The organism is Pseudomonas sp. TH34 (assembly GCF_016650865.1).
Lineage (GTDB): Bacteria > Pseudomonadota > Gammaproteobacteria > Pseudomonadales > Pseudomonadaceae > Aquipseudomonas > Aquipseudomonas yamanorum.
In genome coordinates this window covers 195,274-219,312 of sequence record NZ_JAEKFB010000010.1, presented here as the reverse complement: position 1 = coordinate 219,312, position 24,039 = coordinate 195,274, and the positions used below count along the sequence as shown (strand labels likewise).

Sequence of the window (24,039 nt, the reverse complement as noted above, 5' to 3'; positions counted from 1 at the left end):
CTGAGCGTTTTTGGGGGGGAGTACATATCCGTTATTTAGGTAACGGCGACTTATGGTTCCGCTCTTACAGCGGCTCACTTTGGAAAAGCCCCAAAGTAAGCAAAGGGCTCTGCCCCGCCTGTCGGCACCTCGCCTAGGCTCGGTGTCCCCTCACTCCGGCATTGCTCCGCGGGCCGCCGCGACGGGCCATCCATGGCCCGGCGCGGCTAAACCGGCGTCCTGCCGGTTTACCCGCTCCGCAATACCTGCGTTCGGCCTCGGGCTTATTGGGGCAGTCAGATCAAGATCAAAAGCAAGAGCACAGCGGCCTCCCGGCCGGCTTGAGTGTTAAAAGCCAGATCAAAAGCCAGAGCGAAAGCCAAATCTGAAGCTGATGCAGCTTTGCTTTTCTGTGGGAGCTGGCTTGCCTGCGATGCAGACAACTCGGTCTTTCAGGCACACCGAGGTGATGCCATCGCAGGCAAGCCAGCTCCCACATTTGAACCGTGCCCGCTTTAGCTTTTGATTTTGCTGTTGCTCTAAAACACTCAAGCCGGCCGGGAGGCCGCTGTGCTCTTGATCTGCTTTTGATCTTAGGCGCCCCGTTAAACCACGCTGGCCGAACGCAGGCTTTGGAGCGTGGGTAACCCGGCAGGACGCCGGGTTAGCCGTCCTGGGCCAGGGATGGCCCATGACGGCGGCCCACGGTCCAAAGCCGGAGTGAGGGGACACCGAGCCTAGGCGAGGTGCCGAGTGGTGGGGCAAGAGCGTTTTGCTTACTTTTGCGCTCTTCAAAAGTGAGCCGCTGTAAGAGCGGAACCAATAGCGGCCGTTACCTAAATAACGGATATACACACCCACCCAGCTCCACATTTTTGATAGGCGTATGTCAGGCGTGTACCCGGACCCACACGCTGACCAACACCGTAGCCGCCATCAGCCACGCCACCGCCGCCACCGCCAGCGAAGCCTCCAGACGCATCCGGTCAACCATCACATACAACGTCGCCAGGTACACAAAGTACGGAATAATCGACCACATCCCGAACACGATGGTGGTCTTCAAATCCTCCACCGACCGACCCTTGCCAACAATGTAATGCGCAATCAACGCGAACGTCGGAAACAGCGGCACCAACCCGGCGATGTAGTAGTTCTTGGTCTTGGCCAGCGCAGCCAGAATCAACACCACCCCCGCGCCCAACGCTGCCTTCAGCAATAAATCCACAATGCGCTCCTAGTGGCTCAGCCCGTATTTCTTGACCTTGTCGAACAACGTGGTCTTGGCCATCCCCAGTTCCTGGCTGGCCTGGGTCAGGTTGCCGCCGCTGCGCTGCAACGCGTCATTGAGCAGGTTGCGCTCGAACGCCTCCACCGCTTCGGTAAAGGCCAAACCGTGGTTGCCGCTGCTGGCGCCGCTCTTTTTAAACGCCGGCAAACCCAGGGCAAACCGCTCGGCCACGTTGCGCAGTTCCCGCACGTTGCCCGGCCAGTCGTGGCTCATGAGGTTGGACAGGGTCTGATTATCGAGGTCCGGCGCGGTGCGGTCGAAACGCAGGGACGACTGCTGCAGGAAGTGTTCGAACAATTGCAGGATGTCTTCCCGGCGCTCGCGCAGGGGCGGCAGTTCCAGGGTTACCACGTTGAGGCGGTAGTACAGGTCGCTGCGGAATTGGTTGGCGCGGCTCAGGTCGTCGAGGTCGGACTTGGTGGCGGCGATCACCCGGCAATCCACGGCCACGCTCTGGTTCGAACCCAGGCGTTCCAGGGTGCGCTCCTGCAACACCCGCAGCAGTTTGATCTGCAGGTTCATCGGCATGCTTTCCACTTCGTCGAGGAACAGCGTGCCTTCGTGGGCATGTTCGATCTTGCCGATGCGGCGCTTGCCGGCGCCGGTAAATGCGTTGGCTTCGTGGCCGAAGATTTCGCTTTCGAATAGGTTCTCCGGCAGGCCACCGCAGTTCAAGGCAACGAACTGGTGGGAATGACGCCGGCTGAAATCATGCAGGCAACGGGCGACCAGTTCCTTGCCGGTGCCGGTCTCGCCTTCGATCAGCACGTTAGCCGAGGTGTCGGCGACGTTGGCGATCAACTCCCGCAGGTTTTGCATGGCCGGGGAGCGGCCGATGATTCGGCCTTCCAGGGAGTCGCGCTCGGCCAGTTGCCGACGCAGCGACCAGACTTCCCGAGCCAGCCCGCGTTGCTCCAGGGCGCGACGGGCAACGTCCACCAGACGCTCGGGCGAGAAGGGTTTTTCCATGAAGTCATAGGCGCCGTTGCGCATCGCGCCCACGGCCATGGAGATGTCGCCGTGGCCAGTGATCAGCACCACCGGCAAGCTTTTATCCAAGGCTTTGAGGCGAGTCAGCAGCTCCAGGCCGTCAATGCCCGGCAGGCGAATATCGCTGATGACGATGCCGGCGAAGTTTTCGCCAACACGGGTCAGGGCTTCTTCGGCACTGGCCACGCCCACGCTGGGAATGTCTTCCAGGGCCAGGGCTTGCTGGCAGCCGAGCAGTACATGGGGGTCGTCTTCGACGATCAGGACGGTCAGGTCGGTATTTTTTTCTGTGTTCATTTCGACTCGACTTGTTGAGGGCTCGCCAGCGGCAAACTCAGGACAAAGGCAGTACCACCGCTGGCCGGATGCTCGACGGCAAGGTTGCCGCCGGTGGCGGCCGCGAGGCTGGCCGACAGCGTCAGCCCCAGGCCCAGGCCCTGTTCGCCGGGTTTGGTGGTAAAGAACGGTTCGAACAAATGCTTGCGGGCTTCGGGATCAATACCGTGGCCGTTATCGCGCACTTGCAGGCGGTATTTGCCGTCGACGATGTCGCCTTCCAGCCACAGCTCGGGAGCCGGTTGCGCCTGCATGGCGTCCAGGGCGTTGCCGATCAGGTTGACCAGGATCTGCTCCAGGCGCGTCTGGTCGATCTGCAATTGCGCACTGGTGAAGTGGCGGTGCACCGTCAGCGGCAAGGTTTCCAGGCGACTGCCGAGGATCTGGAACGTAGCGTCCACCGCCTTGCCCAGGTTGGCTTCGCCCTGGTCATCACCGCGCCGGGCAAAGGAGCGCAGGCTGGCGGTGATGCGGCCCATGCGGTCGATCAGTTCGTTGATGGTCTTGAGGTTGGCACTGGCGGTGTCCAGCGCCCCACGCTCCAGGAAGCGTACGGTGTTGCCCGACAGGGTGCGCAGGGCGGCCAGTGGCTGGTTCAATTCATGGGCGATGCTGGTGGACATCTGGCCGATGGCCGCGAGTTTGCCGGCCTGCACCAGTTCGTCCTGGGCGCGGCGCAGGGTTTCCTCGGCCTGGCGCCGCTCGCGAATCTGGCTCTTGAGCCGCTCGTTGCTGGCCCGCAGGTCGGTGGTGCGTTCGGCAATCCGTCGTTCCAGCTGGTTATTGGCTTCCTGCAGGGCTTCCCGGGCGGCGAGGCGGGTGGCGATCACCTTGCGCCGCTCGTTCCAGGCAATCAGCAGGAATGCCACCAGCGCAAAGGCCACTGCCACCAGGATTCCCTGGTTGATGGCGGCCCGGCGCAGGTCGTTCAGCGGGGTGAGCAGGGTGAAATTCCAGGGGGTGTCGTTCAGCGGGCGGGTCTGTGCCAGGTAGCTGACCTCATGCTCGTCGGCCACCACTTCGCTGTTGGCCGGGAAGGTTAACTTCTCGGTGCCTTCATTGAGACGCTCGCGGGCCAGTGGTTCCAGCTCGTTGAGCGTCGCCCAGTAATATTGCAGGCTGTGGGCGAGGCGGTCCTTGGTGTCATCGCTCAGTGGTCGCACGGACTTGAGGCGACGGGCCGGATCGCTGGAGAGAATGATGATGCCGTTCTCGTCACTGACGAAGGCCTCCAGGCGCGCCCGCTGCCAGCGCTCTTCGAGCGCTTCCAGGCGTACCTTGACCACGGCAACGCCGATGATCTTGCCGTGTTCTTCCAGGCCATGGGCCAGGTAATAGCCGGGTTCGCCGTTGGTGCTGCCGATACCGTAGAACCGGCCGGGTTGGCCGCGCACGGCATTCTGGAAATAGGCACGGAAGGACAGGTCTTCACCCTGGTAACTGTCGGCGTCGCGCCAGTTACTGGTCGCCAGCACGCGGCCGGTGGTATCCATCACGTAAATCGCCCGGCTGCGACTGCGCCGGTTCAGGCCTTCGAGGTAGTCGTTGACGGTTTTGCGGGTTTCTTGATTCGGATCCGCCAACAGCTTGGAGACGCTGGATTCCAGCTCCAGGAGACTGGGCAGGTAGGTGTATTTGCTGAGTTCGCTCTCGACGGTGCGGGCGTGCAATTCCAGCTGGCGTTCGCCGGTGTCGCTGAGGGTGCGGATCCCATAGAACTCACTGATCCAGAAGCCGACGTAACCCAGTCCGATCATCAGGGCGATAATCAGCGGCGGCAGGAACAACTGGCGAATCAGACGAGGCTTCACGGCAAGTGATGGCGGCGCGGCGCGAAAGAGGTTGGGGTCGCATTTCATCACAGATGCCTTGGGTCAACCAGTTGTGGTGAGTGGGGTTGCCCGACCCACCACAACAGGGCAGTGCTTAGTGCTGCAGGATTTTCTCAAGGAAGTGCTGCGCACGCTCGGAGCGGGCGCTGATGTCGCCGAAGAATTCCTCTTTCGGGCAGTCTTCGATGATCTTGCCGGCGTCCATGAAGATCACCCGGTCGGCTACCTTGCGGGCGAAACCCATTTCGTGGGTCACGCACATCATGGTCATGCCTTCCTGGGCCAGCTGCACCATCACGTCGAGTACTTCGTTGACCATTTCCGGGTCGAGGGCCGAGGTCGGTTCGTCGAACAGCATGACGATCGGGTCCATCGCCAGCGCACGGGCAATCGCCACACGCTGTTGCTGGCCGCCGGAAAGCTGGCCCGGGTGCTTGTGGGCGTGAGCCGACAGGCCGACGCGCTCCAGCAGTTGCAGGCCCTTCTTGGTGGCTTCTTCCTTGCTGCGGCCCAGCACCTTGATCTGCGCGATGGTCAGGTTTTCGGTGATGGTCAGGTGCGGAAACAGCTCGAAGTGCTGGAACACCATGCCGACGCGCGAGCGCAGTTTCGGCAGGTTGGTCTTCGGGTCGGCGATGGAGGTGCCATCAACCACCACATCGCCTTTCTGGAACGGCTCCAGGGCGTTGACGCACTTGATCAGGGTGGATTTGCCCGAGCCGGACGGCCCGCACACCACAATCACTTCGCCTTTTTTAACCTCGGTGCTGCAATCGGTCAGCACCTGGAAGTCGCCATACCACTTGTTGATATTCTTGATAGAGATCATACGGCAAACCTTTTTTGCAGACGCTTGACCAGCAGCGAGGCGGAAAAGCTGATGATGAAGTAGACGACACCGGCGAAGATCAGGAACTCATTGGAGCGGCCGATGATGTCGCCGTTGGAGCGGGCGGAGTTGAGGAAATCCACCAGGCCCACGGTGTAGACCAGCGAGGTGTCCTGGAACAGGATGATCGACTGTTGCAGCAGCAACGGGGTCATCTTGCGGAACGCCTGGGGCAGGATGATCAGGCGCATGGTCTGGCCGTAGGTCATGCCCATGGCCTGCGCGGCGGCCATCTGGCCCTTGGGGATCGACTGCACGCCGGCCCGCACGATTTCGCAGAAGTACGCCGCCTCGAACATCATGAAGGCCACGACGCAGGAGGTGAACGCACCGATCGGGGTGTCTTCGCCGGTGATCCAGCGCAGCACGAACGGTACCGCCAGATAGAACCAGGTGATCACCAACAGCAGCGGGATCGAGCGGAAGTAGTTCACGTAGGCGCCGGCCAGGCGCGACAGCAGTTTGCTGGACGACAGGCGCATCAGCGCGAGGATCGTGCCCAGGATGATGCCGCCGACGACGCCCATGACCATCAACTGCAAGGTCATGACCATGCCGTTCCACAGGCCCGGGATGGCGGGGATGATGCCACTGAAATCGAATTCCATTATTTACCCCCCACAGAGATCAGGCCGGGCACGGCGACTTTCTTCTCGACCACGCGCATCAGCAGCATCAGGCTCATGTTCAGGGTGAAGTAGATCAGCGTGGCCAGGGTGAAGGCCTCAAACAGGTTGGCCGAGAACTCGGCGGTCTGTTTGGTTTGCGCCAGCAACTCCATCAGGCCGATCAAGGACGCCACGGAGGAGTTCTTGAAGACGTTGAGGAATTCCGAGGTAAGCGGCGGAATGATGATCCGGTAGGCCTGGGGCAGCAGCACGTTCCAGTAGATCTGCGGCAGCTTGAAGCCCATGGCGCGCGCGGCGGATTCCTGGCCACGTGGTAACGCCTGGATGCCGGTGCGCACTTGCTCGCACACACGGGCGGCGGTGAACAGGCCCAGGCACACCACAACGCTCAGGTAGGCCGAGGTGGTCGGGTTGAGGTCTTGTTTGTACCAGTCTTGCAGGTTCTGCGGCAGCATGTCGGGTATCAGGAAATACCAGATGAACAGCTGAACCAGCAGCGGCACGTTACGAAACAGTTCCACGTAGCAGGTCGCGATGCCCGATACGATGCGGTTTGGCACGGTGCGCATGACGCCGAGTACGGAGCCCAGCAGCAAGGCGATAATCCATGCCACGACGGCGATGGCGATGGTCCAGCCCAATCCGGAGATGTACCAGTCGAGATAAGTCTCGCTGCCAACGCCGGTGGACTTGAAGAATACGCCCCAGTCCCAGTTGTAATTCATTAGGGTCTCCCCTCGAGATCGATCGATGTACAAGCACCCGCTTGGGGAAGATCCTTTCCCGCCCGACGGTGAACGCCAGGCACACGCGATCTGCTCGAAAACCGCCAGGTCGAGTGTTCCAAAATTAAAGCCAGCAGGTAGTAACAGACGCCTGAGGGAGGTTGGCTCCCTCAGGACATAAGCTTAGTCAGGTATCAGATTTTTACGTCAGGCGCTGGCTTGTCGCTTGGGTTGGCGATCAGATCCTTCACCTTGTCGCTCATCGGGAAGTTGAGGTTCAGGCCTTTTGGTGGAATCGGGCTCTCGAACCACTTGCTGTAGATCTTGTTGATCTCGCCGGATTTGTACAGGCCGACGATGGCGTCATCCACGGCCTTCTTGAAGGCTGGGTCGTCTTTGCGAACCATGCACGCGTAGGCTTCGAAGGACTGTGGAGTACCGGTGATGACCCAGTCGTCCGGCTTCTTGGCCTTGGCTTCTTCACCGGCCAGCAGGGCGTCGTCCATCATGAAGGCGACGGCGCGGCCGCTTTCCAGCATCTGGAAGGATTCACCGTGGTCCTTGGCGGAGATGACGTTCATGCCCATCTGCTTGTCGGCGTTCATCGCCTTGATGATGCGCTCGGACGTGGTGCCGGCGGTGGTCACGACGTTCTTGCCTTTGAGGTCAGCGAAATCGCTGTAGGACGGCTTGCCATCCTTGTCTTTCTTGACCAGCAGACGGGTGCCGATTTCGAAGATATTGACGGTGAAGTCGACCTGCTGGGCGCGTTCGGCGTTGTTGGTGGTGGAGCCGCACTCGATATCCGCGGTGCCATTCTGGATCAGCGGGATACGGGTTTGCGAGGTGACCAGGTTGTACTTGGTCTTCAGGTCGGGTTTGTTCAGGTCTTTTTTCAGGGCTTCAACGATAGCCAGCTGAATGTCGTGGGAGTAGCCCACGGGTTTGCCCGAACCATCCGCGATATAGGAAAACGGAATGGAGCTGTCGCGGTGAGCGAGAGTGATCGTGCCGGAGTCGTTGATTTTCTTCAGTGTGCCGGTGAGCTCGGCGGCGAAAACTGGAGTGCTGATCAGAGCAGCAGCGATAGCTGCGCCCAAGATATGGGGAACGATGCGCATCAATACTTCCTCGACATTTGTTTTTTTTATGAGACCGGTTGGTACGGCCACGTTTTTATATAAACAGTTCTGCGAATGCCCATGACGGCTCCTGAGGCGCCTCAGGCAATCGCCTACGAGTGTAGAGCATGAGTCGTGCCAGACCAGTAATAAAAGGTTAAGGGTATGATTTATATGGAGATTAACTTTGTGTGACGGGATTTTTACCCCGCTCTGGTCCGGCAAACCGAATCAGTCGGGGTGCGGTGTTCGGAAAACCGAATGGCAGGCCGAGCCTGTATCGCCCATGAAAAAGCCCCGGGGCGTGTGGCTCCCGGGGCTTTTTGGTGTGGCTCTGTCAGAACGTATAGTCCGCCGAGACAACCGCGGCGCGGCCATCGCCGGGCACCGCCCAACCGTTGTTACGGATGCGGGTCAGATACTCCTTGTCGAACAGGTTGTTGACGTTCAACTGCAGGTTCAGCTGTTTGTTGACCTTGTAGCCGAGCATCGCACGTTGCACCGCATAGCCGGGCGAAGTCGGTGCCCCGGCGGCACTGACCAGGTACTGCTTGGTTTGCGCCGTGATGCCGTAGCCCACCTGGAAGTCGTAAGGCAGGTCGTACACCGTCCAGAGGCTGGCCGCATGTTTGGGGGTGAAGGTCAGCGGCTCACCTTTCTGCACGTCGAGGCCGGTGGTCGCCAGGGTGTAATCGCTGGCGCTGCGCAGCACGCGGGTGTTCAGGTAGGTGTAGTTGGCGAAGACCTTCCAGCGGTCAGTAAGCTGGCCGCTCAGGCCCAGCGCCACACCATCGGCACGTGCCTTGCCGTCGAGGGTTTGCGTGCCACTGAGGTTGCTCGGGTCGTTATCGGCGACTTTGTAGTTGGTGCGGTCATTGCGGAAGATCGCGCCGGTCAGCGACAGGGCGTTGTCGAGCAGGTCCCATTTGGTGCCGATCTCATAGCTGACGGCGGTTTCCGGGTCGACGTCGCAGTTGTTGGTGGCGATGCCTGAGCTTTTGGCCGGGGTGTAGCAACCCCCGTTGACGCTGGCTTGGGACGGGGTCTTGCTGTTGCCGTAGGCAATATAGAAGCTGCCGTTTTCCACCGGTTTGTAGACCAGCGCCAGGCGGTAGGAGGTCAGGTCATCCGCCTGGCCGTAGCGAGTACCGGGTGTTTCCACGCCAGTGCTGGAATAGGCATTGGTCACCGAGCTGCCGGCGTTGTGCTCGTAACGCAGGCCGCCGTTGATTTCCCACTGCGGGTTGAGCTTGAGCGTGTCGAAGGCATAGGCGGCGCGGTTGTTCAGCGCGCCGTCAATGTGGGCGGCCCGGGTGAAGTTGACGGGGCCGGACCATTCGGAGTTCGGGTCGCTGTAGCTGACCGGTGGTGGGACGATGGTGCTGCCGTTGGCGTTGGTCAGCCATTTACCGGTATCCGCCTCGTATTCTTCGCGGCTGATAGCGATACCGGTCACCAGCGTGTGGTCGATGAAACCGGTGCTGAAGTGGCTGGTGACGTCGGTCTGGTTGGTGAACATCTTGTTCTGGGTGTTGCGCTCGTTACCCAGTGAGCCGCCGCTTGGCTGGAAGTAGCCCGGCTGCAGGCCCGCGGCGCAAGGGGCGCCGGTGATCTGGGTGCCGCTGGCCAGACAGCCGGTCAATGCACCTTCGGGGCCTGAGGCGCGCAGGTCCTGGCGTATCCGCTCGACGCGGGTGAAGTTGCGCACGGACACTGCATCGTTGAAGTCGTGTTCGAGCTTCAGGCTGAACGAATCCGAGGTGATTTGTTGGTCATTGATGTTGTGGTAGCCGTAGTAGTCGCTCCAACCCACCCCCGGCATGGGCTTGCCGTTGTAGATGGGGATTCCGTATTGCGGCGTGTTGTTGTCTTTCTGGTGCTCGAAACTGACGGTGACGCGAGTTGGCGTGCCCATGCCAAAGGCGATAGACGGCGCGATGCCCCAGCGTTCGTAATCTTCATAGTCGCGCCCCGGTACATCGTTACCGTGGGCCATCAGGTTCAGGCGGAACGCCGTGGTGTCGTTGAGCGTCTGGTTGGTGTCCAGAGTGGTGCGTTTGTAATTATCGGTGCCAATGCCTGCGCTGATGGTGGTCTTGTCGCGCAATTCTGGCTGCTTGCTCACGAGGTTGATGGTGCCACCGACCGCACCGGAACCGGAGTACACCGAGCTCGCCCCGCTGACGACTTCGACCTGTTCCAGGTTGAACGGGTCGGTGCGGCTGTATTGCGCGCTGTCACGTACGCCGTCCACGTAGATGTCGCCGCTGGCGGAAAAGCCGCGCAGGTTGATGCTGTCGCCATACCCGCTGCCACCTTCGCCGGCCCCGAACGTGATGCCCGGCACGGTGCTGAGCACGTCGCGCAGGGTCAGCAGGTTCTGGTCATGAATGACTTCCTTGGGCACCACCGTGATGGTCTGCGGCGTGTCGCGCAGGGCCTCGGTGTACTTGGGGGATGAAGGAGCCACAGGGTTGTAGACGCTCTGGCTTGGGGCCTGACCTTCGATGCTGGTCGCGCCGAGCTGAATGACGCCTGTGTTGTCATCTGGTGCGGTCTCCGCCGCATAACTGAATCCTCCTTGCGCAGCCACTGCCAAACCCACTGCCGACGCGAGCAAATGCCGCGATGAAAGGGGGGCAGAACTGATCCCGGTAGTCATTGAGTTATCTCTTGTTGGTGTTAGTGAGATGCGATCGTAATTGATAAGTGATCTCAAATGTAATACTTTGTAACCAAATAAATCATGAAACTTCTTGCGGTCCTTGATCGCTACTCGGGGCAGTAATGCAGATTGCGCAGCCAGGCAGCGAGCCGTCCGACATCGGTGAAAATCCGCGCGCCTATGTGCGGTGGGTGATGCATGCCGCGCAACTGGGTGATGCGGATGCACAGGCGACCCTGGCCCAGCTGCTGCTTGACGGCCGGGGCGTGCAGAAGGATGAGGCGCTGGCGCTGAGCTGGTTTCGCATTGCCGCACGGCAGCGCCACCCCATGGCGATCAACATGATCGGGCGCTGCCTGGAGAATGGCTGGGGGTGCGAAATTGACTGGGTCGATGCCGCGCAGCATTACCGCAAGGCTGCCGATCTGGGGCTGGATTGGGGCTTGTATAACTACGGCCAGTTGCTGACCCGCGGTCGGGGTGTAGAGCAGGACCTTGTCGCGGCGTATGAGCTGTTTCGCCAGGCGGGGGCCAAGGGGCATGCCAAGTCGATGAACCTGGTGGGGCGGTTCCACCATGAAGGCGTCGTGGTGCCCAAGGATATTCAACTGGCGCGGCAGTGGTATCAGCGTTCCGCCGAGGCCGGGGATTTTCGTGGGCAATACAACCACGCCGCGGAGCTGGCGGAAGATGGCGACGAGAAGCAGGCCTGCCTATGGCTGGAGCGGGCACTTGCGACGGCTACACCGGGCTTTCTGCAGGCGGCTTATCCGGTGCTGGTGAGCTCCGCCTTCTCCGGTATTCGTGAAATGGGCCTGCGTTATCAGCGCCATCTCCAGGCATGAAAAAGCCCCTGGACCTTTCGGTGCAGGGGCTTTTTTACAGCGGGTCGATCAAGCGGCTTCGATTTTGCCGCGATTGTGCTCAACCTTGGACAGGTAGCGTTGTACGTTTTCCTGTTCTTCCGGCGTGGTGAACAGGCCCAGCTTGCTGCGGCGCCACAGGATGTCCTGGGGCTGCGTGGCCCATTCTTCAGCGCACAGGTAGTCGACTTCGCGGGTGTACAGGCCGCCACCGAGGTGGTCGCCCATGTCTGCCAGCGACTGCACGCCTTCCAGCAGACGCCAGGTGCGGCTGCCGTAAGTGGTGGACCAACGGCGGGCAATCTCGCTTGGCACCCAGTCGTACTTGCTGCGAATCGCATCGGCCAGAGCTTCTGGCGTGCTCATGTTTTCGCCGCCGGGCAGGGTGGCCGCAGCCGTCCAGCTTGGGCGCATCTGCGTGAAGTACGGTGCCAGTTGCGCCATCGCCGATTCGGCCAGCTTGCGGTAGGTGGTCAGCTTGCCGCCAAACACCGACAGCAGTGGCGCCTCGCCCGAGGTGCCCGACAGCGCCAGGGTGTAGTCGCGGGTCACGGCCGACGGGTTGTCGGATTCGTCGTTGCACAGCGGGCGCACGCCGGAATAGGTGTGCACGATGTCATCGCGGCTCAGCTGCTTCTTGAAATGCGCATTGACCACATTGAGCATGTAGTCGGTCTCACCTTCAGTAATCGCCACTTTCGCCGGGTCGCCGGTGTATTCGCGGTCGGTGGTGCCGATGATGGTCAGGTGATTCAGGTACGGAATGGTGAAGACGATGCGCTGGTCTTCGTTCTGCAGGATGTGCGCGTGGGCGCCTTCATACAGCTTCGGCACGATCAGGTGGCTGCCCTGGATCAGGCGGATGCCGTAAGGCGAATCCAGCTTCAAGTCATCCTTGATGAACTTGGCGACCCATGGGCCGGCTGCGTTCACCAGTGCCCGGGCGCGGATCGAGAACAGGCTGCCGTCGGCGCGTTCCATGTTCATTTCCCACAGGCCTTTGCTGCGGTGCGCGCTGACGCAACGGGTCTGGGTGTGGATATGCGCACCCTTTTCCCGCGCGGCCATGGCGTTGAGTACTACGAGGCGGGCGTCGTCGACCCAGCAATCGGAATATTCGAAGCCTTTGGTGATTTCGCTTTTCAGCGGGCTGTCGGGACCGAACTTGAGGCTCTTGGAACCTTCGAGTTTTTCCCGCTTGCCCAGGTGGTCATACAGGAAGAGGCCGGCGCGAATCATCCACGCTGGGCGCAGGTGCGGGCGGTGTGGCAATACAAAGCGCATCTGCTTGACGATGTGCGGGGCCTTGGCCAACAGCACCTCACGTTCAGCCAGGGCTTCGCGCACCAGGCGGAATTCGTAATGCTCCAAATAACGCAGGCCACCGTGGATCAGCTTGCTGCTGGCGGAGGAGGTGTGGCTGGCCAGGTCGTCCTTTTCGCAAAGGAATACCGACAAACCGCGACCGGCTGCGTCTGCTGCAATGCCGACGCCATTGATCCCGCCACCGATAACGGCGACGTCATAGACTTCGGCAAGCGGTGTGGCAGGCAAGGTAGAAGGGTTCATCGGCTGGCCTCGCAATCTTTTTCGTATTGGAATTCGAACATAAATGTTCATTTGCGAAAATGGTAGCTTATAAACGCAGGCACAGCCAGCCTGCTTCGATTGAAAATACTGATCGAAGGGCGAAGAAAGGAAAATTTGTGAACATCAGGGGGCAGGACACCCCCTGTATAGACTTACACCACTTCCAGCCGAATCTTGTGCTGATTCAGCAACTGCACCAGTGCCGGGACCGGCTGCTGATCGGTGACTAAACAATCAATCAAACTGATGGGTCCCAGGCGAATCATGGCGTTGCGCCCGAATTTGCTGGAGTCCGCCGCCAGGATCACCTTGCGCGCATTGGCAATGATCGCCTGGGAAACCCGTACTTCCTGGTAATCGAAGTCCAACAGGCTGCCGTCTTCATCGATACCGCTGATGCCCACCAAGGCAAAATCGACCTTGAACTGGTTGATAAAGTCGACGCTGGCCTGGCCTACCACGCCGCCGTCACGGCGCACGTTGCCGCCGGTCAGGAGTACGTCGAAGTCGTCTTTGGCACTCAGCATCATGGCGACGTTGAGGTTATTGGTGATGATTTTCAGGTGGCTGTGGTTAAGCAGCGCCCGGGCAATCGATTCGGTGGTGGTACCGATGTTGATGAACAGCGAGGCGTGATCGGGGATTTGCGCGGCGATGGCTTCGCCGATGCGCTGTTTCTCGTCGCGCATCTGGTCGGCCCGCATGGCGTATGCGGTGTTTTCAACGCTGGAGTCATAGGCTGCGCCGCCGTGGTAGCGGCGCAACAGATTGGCTTCCGCCAGTTGATTGATATCGCGGCGGATGGTTTGCGGGGTGACAACAAAGAGCTGCGCCATTTCCTCGATACTCACATAGCCGCGTTCGCGAACCAGTTCGAGGATTTGTTGCTGGCGGGGAGGCAGATTCATGGTGCGTCCTTTGGGCTGCCGTAAAAAGTGGCCCATGATGACGCAGGAATCTGCTCCCTGCCAGTTACAACCCTATGTGGGTCCAGCGCTTGGCTTATTCAGCGCCTTCGTGGGGTTCCCAGTCGCGGGTGCGGCTGACCGCTTTCTGCCAGCCGGCGTAGAGTTTTTCCTTCGCCGCTTCTTCCAGTTGCGGTTCGAATTGGCGCTCGATCACGGCCTTGCCACGCAATTCGTCCAGGCTGCCCCAGAAGCCGCACGCCAGGCCAGCCAGGTAGGCGGCGCCCAATGCGGTGGTTTCGCGCATTTGCGGGCGCTCAACCTGGGTGCCGAGGATGTCGGCCTGGAACTGCATCAGGAAGTTGTTGGCGACTGCGCCACCGTCTACCCGCAGGGATTTGAGGCGTTCGCCGGAATCCTGCTGCATCGCGTCGAGTACGTCGCGGGTTTGATAGGCAATCGACTCCAGAGCGGCACGGATGATGTGATCCACACGTACGCCACGGGTCAGGCCGAACAGCGCGCCACGGGCATACGGGTCCCAGTAGGGCGCGCCCAGGCCGGTGAAGGCCGGTACCAGGTACACGCCGTTGCTGTCCTTGACCTTGCCGGCGAAGTATTCGGTATCGGTGGCATCGGCGATGATTTTCAGCTCGTCACGCAGCCACTGCACGGTGGAACCGCCGTTGAATACGGCGCCCTCCAGGGCGTAGGCCACTTCGCCACGGGGGCCGCAAGCGATGGTGGTGAGCATGCCGTGCTTGGATTTCACGGCCTTGTCGCCAGTGTTCATCAGCAGGAAGCAGCCGGTGCCGTAGGTGTTTTTCGCCTGGCCCGGTTCTACGCACATTTGGCCGAACAGCGCCGCCTGCTGGTCACCGGCGATACCGCCGATGGCGATGCCGCTTTTGGTGCGGCCGTAGATTTCCGAGGAGGACTTCACTTCCGGCAGCATTTCGCGCGGCACGTCGAGAATCTCCAGCATCTTCGAATCCCACTCGAGGGTGTGGATGTTGAAGAGCATGGTGCGCGAGGCGTTGGTGTAGTCGGTGACGTGGGTTTTGCCGCCGGTAAATTTCCAGATCAGCCAGCTGTCGATGGTGCCGAACAGCAGCTCGCCGTTACGCGCACGTTCGCGGCTGCCTTCGACGTTGTCGAGGATCCACTTGAGCTTGGTGCCGGAGAAGTACGGGTCGGTGACCAGGCCAGTGGTGTCATTGATGTATTGCTCATGGCCGTCGCGCTTGAGCTGCTGGCAGATCTCGGTGCTGCGGCGGCATTGCCAGACGATCGCGTTGTAGATCGGGCGGCCGGTGATTTTGTCCCAGACCACGGTAGTTTCACGCTGGTTGGTGATACCGATGGCCGCGACCTGGTCATGGTGCAGGCCGGCTTGTGCCAGGGCCTCGACCATCACCGCACTCTGGGTGGCGAAAATTTCCATCGGGTCATGTTCGACCCAGCCGGCTTGCGGGTAATGCTGGGTGAATTCACGCTGGGCGGTGCAGACCACGTTGGCGTCACGATCAAAGATGATCGCCCGGGAACTGGTGGTGCCCTGATCGAGGGCAATGATGTAGTTCTTATTCTGAATGTCGGTCATGTCGATTGCCTTGGACGGAGAATAGGGGAGTCAGTAAACAGCCTGGGCCGCAAAGGGGCAGTACTGCCCAGGCTATCGCATCAGGAAGTACGGGTTTTGCCGCTGGCGGCCGCTTCGGTTGCATCAGTTGTAGCAGGTGCGCCGCTGGGCAGGTGACGGGCAATCAGCCCGCGATACGCGGCAGCACCGAGGCAGGCACCGACAATCGGTGCAAAGATCGGAATCAGGAAATAAGGAATGTCGCGCCCACCGGTGAAGGCCATTTCACCCCAACCGGCGAAAAAGGTCATCAGCTTGGGCCCGAAGTCACGGGCCGGGTTCATCGCAAAGCCGGTCAGCGGGCCCATGGCACTGCCGATCACGGCGATCAGCAAACCAATCAGCAGCGGTGCCAACGGGCCACGGGGCAGGCCGTTGTTGTCGTCGGTCAGGGCCATGATCACGCCCATCAGGATCGCGGTAATGACCATTTCCACCAGGAACGCCTGGGCCGTGCCCAGCAGCGGATGCGGATAGGTGGAGAACACTGAGGCCAATTCCAGGCTGGCCTGGGTGCCGCGAATCATGTGGTGGGTTTGTTCGTAATCGAAAAACAGGTTGCTGTAGAGCGTGTAAACCAACGCTGCCGAGCAGAAGGCGCCGGCGACCTGAGCGATGATGTAGAACGGCAGTTTGCGCTTTTCGAAATCGGCAAAAATGCACAGGGCGATACTGACGGCGGGATTGAGGTGCGCCCCGGAAATACCGGCGCTCAGGTAGATCGCCATGCTGACGCCGATCCCCCAGATGATACTGATTTCCCACAAGCCAAAGCTGGCGCCCGCGACCTTGAGCGCAGCAACACATCCGGTACCGAAGAAGATCAGCAACGCAGTGCCCAGGAATTCGGCCATGCATTGACTTGAGAGTGAAGGCTGTTGAAGAGCAGTTGTCATGGAAAACCTCTGTTTTTGTTGTTGTCTGGCGTTTTGCCGCAACGGGCAAGCTGCGATTTTCACCGTGGCGAGGATCCCCATCCTCTTCGCGGCTTACTGCTGTGAATCCGTAGGTGTATTCCTACAGTATTCGTAAACGAAAAAATATAGACAAGAATGACGGCTGTCAAAGGTCGAAAGTGAACGATCGGTCATTTTGTAATTATTGGTGTGGTGAATGATCGCGCCGTGGGCGCGGGGAGTTGCAGCAAAGGAGCGCGCGGGCTCGTGGCAGAGGGCTTCGGACTAGAGCCTTTTACCTTCTGTTGGCCTAGAATTGGCCGTCTGTTTTTTCACCGTTTAGCCAAGCCTGGAGCCCTCATGACGCCCGCATTGGACCTGTTGAAAAAAGTTCGTGCCGAACATCGAATCCACAGTTACGAACATGACCCCAAGGCAGCCTCTTATGGTCTGGAGGCCGCGGAAAAGTTGGGGCTTGATCCCGCGCAGGTGTTCAAGACCTTGCTGGCCAGCAGTGAAAAATCTGAACTGCTGGTGGCCGTTGTGCCGGTCGTCGGAAGTTTGGATTTAAAAGCGTTGGCGCAGGCGGCGGGGGTGAAAAAGGTCGAGATGGCGGACCCGGCTGCGGCGCAACGGGCCACCGGTTACTTGCTGGGTGGCATCAGCCCGCTAGGGCAGAAGAAACGCCTGCGCACCTTTGTCGATGTGACGGCGCAGTCGTTTCCGACAATTTTTATCAGTGCGGGAAGAAGGGGGCTTGAGGTGGAGTTGGCAGCAGCGGTGCTGGCCGAGCACACCCAGGCCAAGTTCGCGGAAATTGGCCGGGTGTGATGCGCTGAGGTCAGGTGGCGGTGCTGTAGCGGCGAACGCCTGACTCTACGTGGGGAATGTGCGCCGCTGTGCTGCCTGAGGCCTGGAACAACACCAGGTGTTCGGCTGCCACGCGAATGCCCACATCGGCACCGACCAAGTGATCGGCGTGGCTGGGGAAGATCGATTCCAGCTGCGCACCGGTAGGCAGCTGCAAGCGATACAGGGTCGATGCCCCGAGGAACGTCTTGCCGACAATCCGCGCTTTCAAGGCGCTGTCCGGAGCATAAACAATGTCGTCCGGGCGCAACAACACATCCACCGCGCCGCCGGTGGGCCAGGTGTAGGCACGATTGCCGCGCAACTCGCCCAGTTCGGTGGTGACCGATTCCGGCGTGTTCAACTGCCCGCGAATGAAGTAACCCTGGCCAATAAAGCTGGCGACAAAGGGTGTCAGCGGTTCGTGGTACAGGTTGTAGGGCGTATCCCACTGCTCCAGGCGACCTTCCTTGAACACGCCGACATGGTCACTCACCGCGAAGGCTTCTTCCTGGTCGTGGGTCACGAGAATTGCACTAGTGCCCCGGGCCTTGAGGATGTCGCGCACCTCATGGCTGAGCTTGCGCCGCAGTTCGCCATCGAGGTTTGAGAAGGGTTCGTCCAACAGCAGCAGCTGGGGTTCCGGCGCCAAGGCGCGGGCCAGGGCGACGCGCTGTTGCTGGCCGCCGGAAAGCTCATGGGGGAAGCGCTTGCCGAGGTTCTTCAGGTTCACCAGCTCCAGCAATTCGGCGACCACCCGCTCTTTTTGCGGGTGCTTGCGAATGCCGAAGGCGATGTTGTCGGCCACGCTGAGGTGTGGAAACAGCGCGTAGTCCTGGAACACCATGCCGATCCGACGTTTCTCCGGGGCCAGTGTGAAACCGGCGCTGGAGATGACTTCGCCCGCCAGGCTGATCTCACCTTCGTGTACCGGCTCAAAGCCGGCAATCGCTCGCAGGGTGGTGGTCTTGCCGCAACCCGAGGAGCCCAGCAAGCAACCGATGTCCCCGGCGTTGAGGTGCAGGTTAAGGTTCTGCACCACCCGTTGGTCCTGATAACCGCATGCCAGATTGCGTAGGTTCAGCAGTAAAGGCTGGCTCATGCAGGGCGGTACGCCGGCGCAACCAAAAACTCCAGCAGCGCTTTTTGTGCGTGCAGGCGGTTTTCTGCCTGGGCCCAGGCCACCGAACGTTGGTCGTCCAGCAGGTCGAGGCTGATTTCCTCGCCACGGTGGGCTGGTAGGCAGTGCATGAACAGCACGTCCGGTGCGGCCAGGTCGAGCAGGGCGCGGTTGACCTGGAACGGTGCGAACAGCTTGAGGCGCTTGGCGGTTTCCTCTTCCTGGCCCATGGAGGTCCACACGTCAGTGCTTACCAGGTGCGCGCCGATAACAGCCTCACGCGGGTCGCGAACGATGGTCACGCGGTCGCCGGCCTGGGCCAGGAATTTTGCGTCCGGCTCATAGCCTTCAGGGCAGGCAACGCGCAATTGGAAGTCGAACTGGATCGCTGCTTCTATATAGCTGTTGCACATATTGTTGCCGTCGCCGATCCAGGCCACGGTCTTGCCCTGGATCGAACCGCGCTGTTCGAGGAAGGTTTGCATGTCGGCCAGCAACTGGCACGGGTGCAGGTCATCGGACAGGCCGTTGATCACGGGCACACGGGAGTTGGCGGCAAATTCGGTCAGGGTGCTGTGGGCGAAGGTACGGATCATCACTGCATCCAGCATGCTCGACATCACGATCGCGCAGTCGCTGATCGGTTCGCCACGGCCCAGTTGGGTATCACGAGGTGACAGGAAGATAGCCTGGCCGCCGAGCTGAATCATGCCGGCTTCGAAAGACACACGGGTGCGGGTAGACGACTTCTCGAAAATCATCCCGAGCACGCGGTTTTTCAAAGGCTCGAACAGTACGCCGCGGTTACGCAGGTCTTTAAGCTCAATGCCTCGACGGAGCACGCTGACCAGCTCTTCGGGCGTGCAATCCATCAGGGAGAGAAAGTGCCTTGCGCTCATCATTAACTACCTTTTTGCAACAGACCGCAGATACTCAAAGCCTTGTTTATTTTGAAAACGGGCGAGACCTGCGGCGAAAGCCGCACGGGGCGACGAAATAGGGGAAGGCGCGATCTTATAATTAAATGTCGCGTCTTACCAATAGGGCTACAGTTTTTAGGGGAGTTCAAGGACGCGGGGAGGGCGCTTTTGAAGCCTGTTTCCTGACAGCAGCGGGTCATTTGTACACTGGCGCTGCGCCACATTGCAATGCGAGAAGGCGTGCGCAGGCCGGGGCGCGTCGGTTTCAGAGGGCTGTCGGAGGGCGCTGAAACATTTCATGATGTTTCCTCATGGCCTGGCCTGATGCCGTTGGATTCACACGACGAACGTTGCTGGCGCTGCTGCCGGCGGCGGGCCATAGTTTTCGTCCGAAGCGCTCAGCCCACAATAAAGAGACTGGCCATGACCAAGACTCTCCACCACCGTGCCTGCCATCTGTGCGAAGCCATCTGCGGCCTGACACTGGAAACTACCCAGGGTGAAGACGGGAGCCTGGCGATCACTTCGATCAAGGGCGACCCGCTGGACACGTTCAGCCGTGGCCATATCTGCCCCAAGGCCGTGGCCCTGCAGGACATCCAGAACGACCCGGACCGTCTGCACCAGCCCATGTTGCGGGTGGGCAGCGAATGGCAGCCTATCCCGTGGGACGACGCCTTTGCGCTTGTAGCCGAGCGCCTTGCGGGCATCCAGGCACGCCACGGGCAGAATGCGGTGGCGGTGTATCAGGGCAATCCGAGCGTGCACAATTATGGCCTGATGACCCACAGCAATTACTTCCTGGGCCAGCTCAAGACCCGCAACCGCTTTTCCGCAACGTCGGTGGATCAGTTGCCCCACCACCTGACCAGTCACCTGATGTACGGCCACGGCCTGTTGCTGCCGATCCCGGACATCGACCATACCGACTTCATGCTGATCCTCGGCGGCAACCCGCTGGCGTCCAACGGCAGCATCATGACCGTGCCGGATGTTGAAAAGCGCCTGAAGGCCATCCAGGCCAGGGGCGGCAAAGTCGTGGTGGTTGATCCGCGGCGCAGCGAGACGGCGGCGATTGCCGACCAACATCTGTTTGTGCGCCCGGGCGGCGATGCGGCGTTATTGTTCGGTTTGCTTAATACGCTGTTTGCCGAGAACCTGATCCGTGACAGTCATCTGCCGGTCGATGGCCTGGATGAAGTGCGCCAGGCCGTGGCCGGATTCACCGCCGAAGCGATGAGTCGTCAATGCGCGGTGCCCGCCGAGCAGATCCGCCAGTTGGCGCGGGACTTCGCGGCGGCCGACACAGCGGTGTGTTATGGCCGCATGGGCGTGTCGACCCAGGCGTTTGGCACGCTGTGTCATTGGCTGGTGCAGTTGATCAACCTGGTGACGGGCAATCTGGATCGGAAGGGCGGCGCCTTGTGCACCACGCCGGCAGTCGACCTGGTGGCTTCCACCTCCGGCGGGCACTTCAATCGCTGGCAAAGCCGGGTTTCCGGGCGACCGGAGTACGGTGGCGAGCTGCCGGTGTCGGCACTGGCCGAAGAAATGCTCACCGAGGGCGAAGGACAAATCCGTGCGCTGGTGACGGTGGCAGGGAATCCGGTGCTCTCCACGCCTAACGGCCGGCAGTTGGAGCAGGCGTTGGATGGCCTGGAGTTCATGGTCAGTATCGACCTGTATATCAACGAAACCACGCGCTATGCCGACCTGATCCTGCCGTCTACCTCGGCACTGGAAAACGATCACTACGACACCACCTTCAATATGTTCGCGGTGCGCAACGTCACCCGCTTCAATCGCGCCATCCTGCCAAAGCCTGACGGCGCATTGCATGACTGGGAAATCTTCGTCGGCCTGGCCCAGGCGTTTGCCGCGAAGACGGGTAATACGCTCAAACCGACCATGCCACCGGCGCAGATGATCGATTTTGGGCTGCGCGCCGGACCTTATGGCGATACCTTGTCTATTGCCGCGCTGGCTGATTATCCCCACGGTCTAGACCTTGGGCCGCTGAAGCCCAACCTGGCAGGGCGCATGAAAACCGCCAACGGCCATTTGCAGGCTGCGCCGCCGGTGATCCTCGCAGACTTGGCGCGCTTTGCCGCACAACCAGTGCCTGGGCTGAATGAATTGTTGCTGATCGGCCGTCGCCATGTGCGCAGCAACAACTCGTGGATGCATAACTACCATCGGTTGGTGAAGGGCAAGCCCCGTCACCAGTTGCTGATGCATCCCGATGACCTGGCCCATCGCAAGTTGAGTGACGGGCAACGGGTGCGGGTCAGTTCTCGGATCGGCATGATCGAAGTCGAGGTATTGGCCTGTCTCGACATGATGCCCGGCGTGGTCAGCCTGCCCCACGGCTGGGGCCATGGCCGTCCGGGCGTGCAGATGACCATCGCCAGTGGGCAGCCGGGAGCGAGTGCGAATGACCTGACGGATGAGCGGCAATTGGATGAGCTGTCGGGCAATGCGGCGTTGAACGGCGTGCCGGTGCAGGTCGAGGCGGCGTAAGGATTGTCTGTCGGGGAGTCCGAGCGTCACGCTAGGCTTTGCGTTACAATGCGCCACCGTGCCGACCCATGAGTCGGAAAGTTCCAGCCGAGGTGTTCCATGGATATCATCGAAACGATCAAAGAGCAGATTGCCAACAACACTATTCTGCTTTACATGAAGGGCGCACCTAACGCGCCTCAGTGTGGCTTCTCCGCAAAGGCTTCCCAGGCAATCATGCAATGTGGCGAGAAGTTCGCCTACGTGGATATCCTGCAGAACCCGGAAATCCGCGCCAACCTGCCGAAGTACGCCAACTGGCCAACTTTCCCACAGCTGTGGGTTGCCGGTGAGCTGGTCGGCGGTAGCGACATCATTACCGAAATGGCGGCTGATGGTTCGTTGCAGGCACTGATCAAAGACGCAGCGGCCAAAGCTGCGGCGAAAACCGAAGCCTGATTTTTTCCAGGCTGCGGCAATAAAAAGCCCCGCTTCTCGAAAGAGAGCGGGGCTTTTTAGTGGCCGGGAATTAAAGGGTTATTCACCCATCTGCGATTGCAGGTAATTCTCGATAGTCACTTTGTCGATCAGGCCGATCTGGGTTTCCAGCCAGTCGATGTGTTCTTCCTGGTCTTCAAGGATATCTTCCAGCAACTCGCGGCTACCGAAATCACTCTTGATTTCGCAATGAGCAATGGCGGCCTTGAGGTCGGTGTGGCTCTTGCGTTCGAAGTTCAGGTCGCAGTTGATCATTTCCTGGGTGTGCTCGCCGATGTTCAGCTTGCCCAGGTCCTGCACGTTCGGCAGGCCTTCCAGGAACAGGATGCGCTTGATCAGCGCATCGGCGTCCTTCATGGCCTTGATGGATTCTTTGTATTCACGCTTGCCCAGCTTTTCCAGGCCCCAATCGTCATACATGCGTGCATGCAGGAAGTACTGATTGATCGCGACCAGTTCATTGGCAAGGATTTTGTTGAGTTGCTGGATGACTGTAATGTCGCCTTTCATGATTGGGGTCCTGCCCTGTATTAGCTGTATATAAGGCGGAGTTTGAGCTGCGCATTTACTACTGTCAAACCTAAGTTATTGAATAATAAATGAAAATTAATCGGAATAAGAATGTTTGTGTTCCGCGTCTTGGCGCTAACTGTTTGAATTCCGGGCATAAAAAAACCGGACACTAAGTCCGGTTCTTTAAAACACACCCTTCAGGCGTGTGTAAATTCTGCTGAGTAGGGGATCGCCGCCTGTGCAGTTTGCAGCTGCGTCAGGGTTTCCCGTACCACCTGCTTGGCGAGGCAGGCGCATTTGCCGCATTGGCTGGCAACGCCGGTGGTTTCACGTACTTCCTTGTAGCTGCAGCAACCTTCATAGATTGCTTCGCGGATTTGTCCGTCGGTGACGCCAGTGCAGAGGCAGACATACATAAGGGAGAACCATCGCGGTTTAAGGCTTAAGTGCGACGGATCTTAATGTTAACGAGAATGATTGTCAAAGTAGTTTCTTGCTCGTTTGAAACAGATTGATCGCCCTCTGACGAACGGTTTTTTCCTGAGCCGTGTATGATGGCCGGTCTTCACGAAGCGTGATCCCGTCACAGGGCTGTCGTTTACCCACGGCACACTGGAAGGGATCCTTTTACTTCAAGTCACCACCATCAGGAGATACCCAATGAGCGTACTCGTCGGCAAACAAGCCCCGGATTTCGACGTCCCAGCCGTCCTCGGCAATGGCGAAATCGTAGACAGCTTCAAACTGTCTGAAGCCATCAAAGGCAAATACGGCCTGGTGTTCTTCTACCCGCTGGACTTCACCTTCGTCTGCCCATCGGAGCTGATCGCTCTGGATCACCGCATGGACGATTTCAAGGCGCGTAACGTTGAAGTGGTAGCCGTTTCCATCGACTCCCATTTCACCCACAACGCCTGGCGCAACACTGCCATCAATGATGGCGGCATCGGCAAAGTCAAATACACCATGGCTGCCGACATGAAGCACGACATTGCCAAGGCCTACGACGTTGAGTCCGAAGGCGGCGTGGCTTTCCGTGGCGCGTTCCTGATCGACGACAAGGGCGTTGTGCGCTCGCAGATCATCAACGACCTGCCGCTGGGCCGTAACATGGAAGAGCTGATCCGTCTGGTCGACGCTCTGCAATTCCACGAAGAGCACGGCGAAGTTTGCCCTGCCAACTGGAAAAAGGCGACAAAGGCATGAACGCTTCGCCAGAAGGCGTTGCGGCGTACCTGACCGAGAACGCTGGCAAGCTGTAAGCCAGATTCGCGCATAAAAAAACCG

General features: G+C 59.8%; 20 protein-coding genes and 1 pseudogene. 5 read left to right on the top strand and 16 right to left on the bottom strand.

Going from position 1 to position 24,039, the window contains the following annotated elements:
• Window positions 1-868 precede the first annotated feature (868 nt).
• The 8 genes from JFU58_RS05900 to JFU58_RS05865 form a co-directional block, all read right to left on the bottom strand.
• Window positions 869-1,198: a GlpM family protein gene (locus JFU58_RS05900; RefSeq protein ID WP_167410176.1), complete on the bottom strand. Its 330-nt coding sequence runs from the start codon at window positions 1,196-1,198 to the stop codon at window positions 869-871.
• Window positions 1,199-1,216: 18 nt separating this feature from the next.
• Window positions 1,217-2,557, bottom strand: a complete 1,341-nt coding sequence (locus JFU58_RS05895; protein ID WP_063027410.1) for a sigma-54-dependent transcriptional regulator — start codon at window positions 2,555-2,557, stop codon at window positions 1,217-1,219.
• Window positions 2,554-4,455 (bottom strand): sensor histidine kinase, encoded by a 1,902-nt coding sequence (locus JFU58_RS05890; protein WP_063027412.1) that lies wholly within the window; start codon window positions 4,453-4,455, stop codon window positions 2,554-2,556. Before JFU58_RS05890 ends, JFU58_RS05895 begins: the two co-directional genes overlap by 4 nt.
• A 67-nt stretch (window positions 4,456-4,522) precedes the next feature.
• The gene (locus JFU58_RS05885; RefSeq protein ID WP_003208734.1) at window positions 4,523-5,257 is read right to left on the bottom strand and encodes an amino acid ABC transporter ATP-binding protein; all 735 of its coding nucleotides are present in this window, start codon (window positions 5,255-5,257) and stop codon (window positions 4,523-4,525) included.
• The gene (locus JFU58_RS05880) at window positions 5,254-5,925 is read right to left on the bottom strand and encodes an ABC transporter permease subunit (protein WP_043048812.1); all 672 of its coding nucleotides are present in this window, start codon (window positions 5,923-5,925) and stop codon (window positions 5,254-5,256) included. Before JFU58_RS05880 ends, JFU58_RS05885 begins: the two co-directional genes overlap by 4 nt.
• On the bottom strand, window positions 5,925-6,671 hold the full coding sequence (locus JFU58_RS05875) for an amino acid ABC transporter permease (RefSeq protein ID WP_017480112.1): 747 nt from the start codon (window positions 6,669-6,671) through the stop codon (window positions 5,925-5,927). The genes JFU58_RS05880 and JFU58_RS05875 overlap by 1 nt, the downstream gene beginning before the upstream one ends.
• A 194-nt stretch (window positions 6,672-6,865) precedes the next feature.
• Window positions 6,866-7,792, bottom strand: coding sequence for a glutamate/aspartate ABC transporter substrate-binding protein (locus JFU58_RS05870; RefSeq protein ID WP_063027416.1), 927 nt, complete (start codon window positions 7,790-7,792; stop codon window positions 6,866-6,868).
• Between the two features lie 337 nt (window positions 7,793-8,129).
• Window positions 8,130-10,454, bottom strand: coding sequence for a TonB-dependent receptor (locus JFU58_RS05865; RefSeq protein WP_201140055.1), 2,325 nt, complete (start codon window positions 10,452-10,454; stop codon window positions 8,130-8,132).
• Window positions 10,455-10,579: 125 nt separating this feature from the next.
• Between JFU58_RS05865 and JFU58_RS05860 the strand changes: the two genes are divergently transcribed.
• Window positions 10,580-11,302, top strand: a complete 723-nt coding sequence (locus JFU58_RS05860) for a tetratricopeptide repeat protein (RefSeq protein ID WP_063027420.1) — start codon at window positions 10,580-10,582, stop codon at window positions 11,300-11,302.
• Between the two features lie 48 nt (window positions 11,303-11,350).
• Here JFU58_RS05860 and glpD read toward each other — a convergent pair whose 3' ends face one another.
• From glpD to JFU58_RS05840, 4 genes are all read right to left on the bottom strand, one after another.
• Window positions 11,351-12,889, bottom strand: a complete 1,539-nt coding sequence (gene glpD / locus JFU58_RS05855; protein WP_063027422.1) for a glycerol-3-phosphate dehydrogenase — start codon at window positions 12,887-12,889, stop codon at window positions 11,351-11,353.
• A 173-nt stretch (window positions 12,890-13,062) separates the two neighbouring features.
• Window positions 13,063-13,818, bottom strand: a complete 756-nt coding sequence (locus JFU58_RS05850; protein WP_003208723.1) for a DeoR/GlpR family transcriptional regulator — start codon at window positions 13,816-13,818, stop codon at window positions 13,063-13,065.
• 94 nt (window positions 13,819-13,912) lie between these two features.
• Window positions 13,913-15,418 carry a glycerol kinase GlpK gene (gene glpK, locus JFU58_RS05845; protein WP_063027424.1) on the bottom strand — a complete coding sequence of 502 codons (1,506 nt, stop codon included), beginning with the start codon at window positions 15,416-15,418 and terminating at the stop codon, window positions 13,913-13,915.
• Between the two features lie 80 nt (window positions 15,419-15,498).
• Window positions 15,499-16,353, bottom strand: coding sequence for an MIP/aquaporin family protein (locus JFU58_RS05840; protein WP_063027426.1), 855 nt, complete (start codon window positions 16,351-16,353; stop codon window positions 15,499-15,501).
• A 360-nt stretch (window positions 16,354-16,713) separates the two neighbouring features.
• On the opposite strand from JFU58_RS05840, the gene ybaK reads away from it, so the two are divergent.
• Complete coding sequence (gene ybaK / locus JFU58_RS05835; protein ID WP_063027428.1) at window positions 16,714-17,184, top strand: Cys-tRNA(Pro) deacylase; 471 nt, start codon at window positions 16,714-16,716, stop codon at window positions 17,182-17,184.
• A 10-nt stretch (window positions 17,185-17,194) separates the two neighbouring features.
• Here ybaK and JFU58_RS05830 read toward each other — a convergent pair whose 3' ends face one another.
• Complete coding sequence (locus JFU58_RS05830) at window positions 17,195-18,304, bottom strand: ABC transporter ATP-binding protein (protein ID WP_063027430.1); 1,110 nt, start codon at window positions 18,302-18,304, stop codon at window positions 17,195-17,197.
• On the bottom strand, window positions 18,301-19,221 hold the full coding sequence (gene argF / locus JFU58_RS05825) for an ornithine carbamoyltransferase (RefSeq protein ID WP_063027432.1): 921 nt from the start codon (window positions 19,219-19,221) through the stop codon (window positions 18,301-18,303). Before argF ends, JFU58_RS05830 begins: the two co-directional genes overlap by 4 nt.
• A gap of 444 nt (window positions 19,222-19,665) precedes the next feature.
• On the opposite strand from argF, the gene JFU58_RS05820 reads away from it, so the two are divergent.
• Together JFU58_RS05820 and grxD are read left to right on the top strand one after the other, a co-directional pair.
• Window positions 19,666-21,762, top strand: coding sequence for a molybdopterin oxidoreductase family protein (locus tag JFU58_RS05820; protein WP_201140053.1), 2,097 nt, complete (start codon window positions 19,666-19,668; stop codon window positions 21,760-21,762).
• Window positions 21,763-21,861: 99 nt separating this feature from the next.
• Window positions 21,862-22,200: a Grx4 family monothiol glutaredoxin gene (gene grxD, locus JFU58_RS05815; protein ID WP_003208710.1), complete on the top strand. Its 339-nt coding sequence runs from the start codon at window positions 21,862-21,864 to the stop codon at window positions 22,198-22,200.
• Window positions 22,201-22,278: 78 nt separating this feature from the next.
• Here the strand turns inward: grxD and bfr are convergent, their stop codons facing one another.
• Window positions 22,279-22,749: a bacterioferritin gene (gene bfr / locus JFU58_RS05810; RefSeq protein ID WP_017480123.1), complete on the bottom strand. Its 471-nt coding sequence runs from the start codon at window positions 22,747-22,749 to the stop codon at window positions 22,279-22,281.
• Between the two features lie 200 nt (window positions 22,750-22,949).
• Entirely contained in the window at window positions 22,950-23,168 is a 219-nt protein-coding gene (locus tag JFU58_RS05805) for a bacterioferritin-associated ferredoxin (RefSeq protein WP_003208706.1), read from the bottom strand.
• A 244-nt stretch (window positions 23,169-23,412) separates the two neighbouring features.
• Between JFU58_RS05805 and JFU58_RS05800 the strand changes: the two are divergent.
• Window positions 23,413-24,014 (top strand): annotated as a pseudogene (locus tag JFU58_RS05800) (peroxiredoxin C).
• Window positions 24,015-24,039 lie beyond the last annotated feature (25 nt).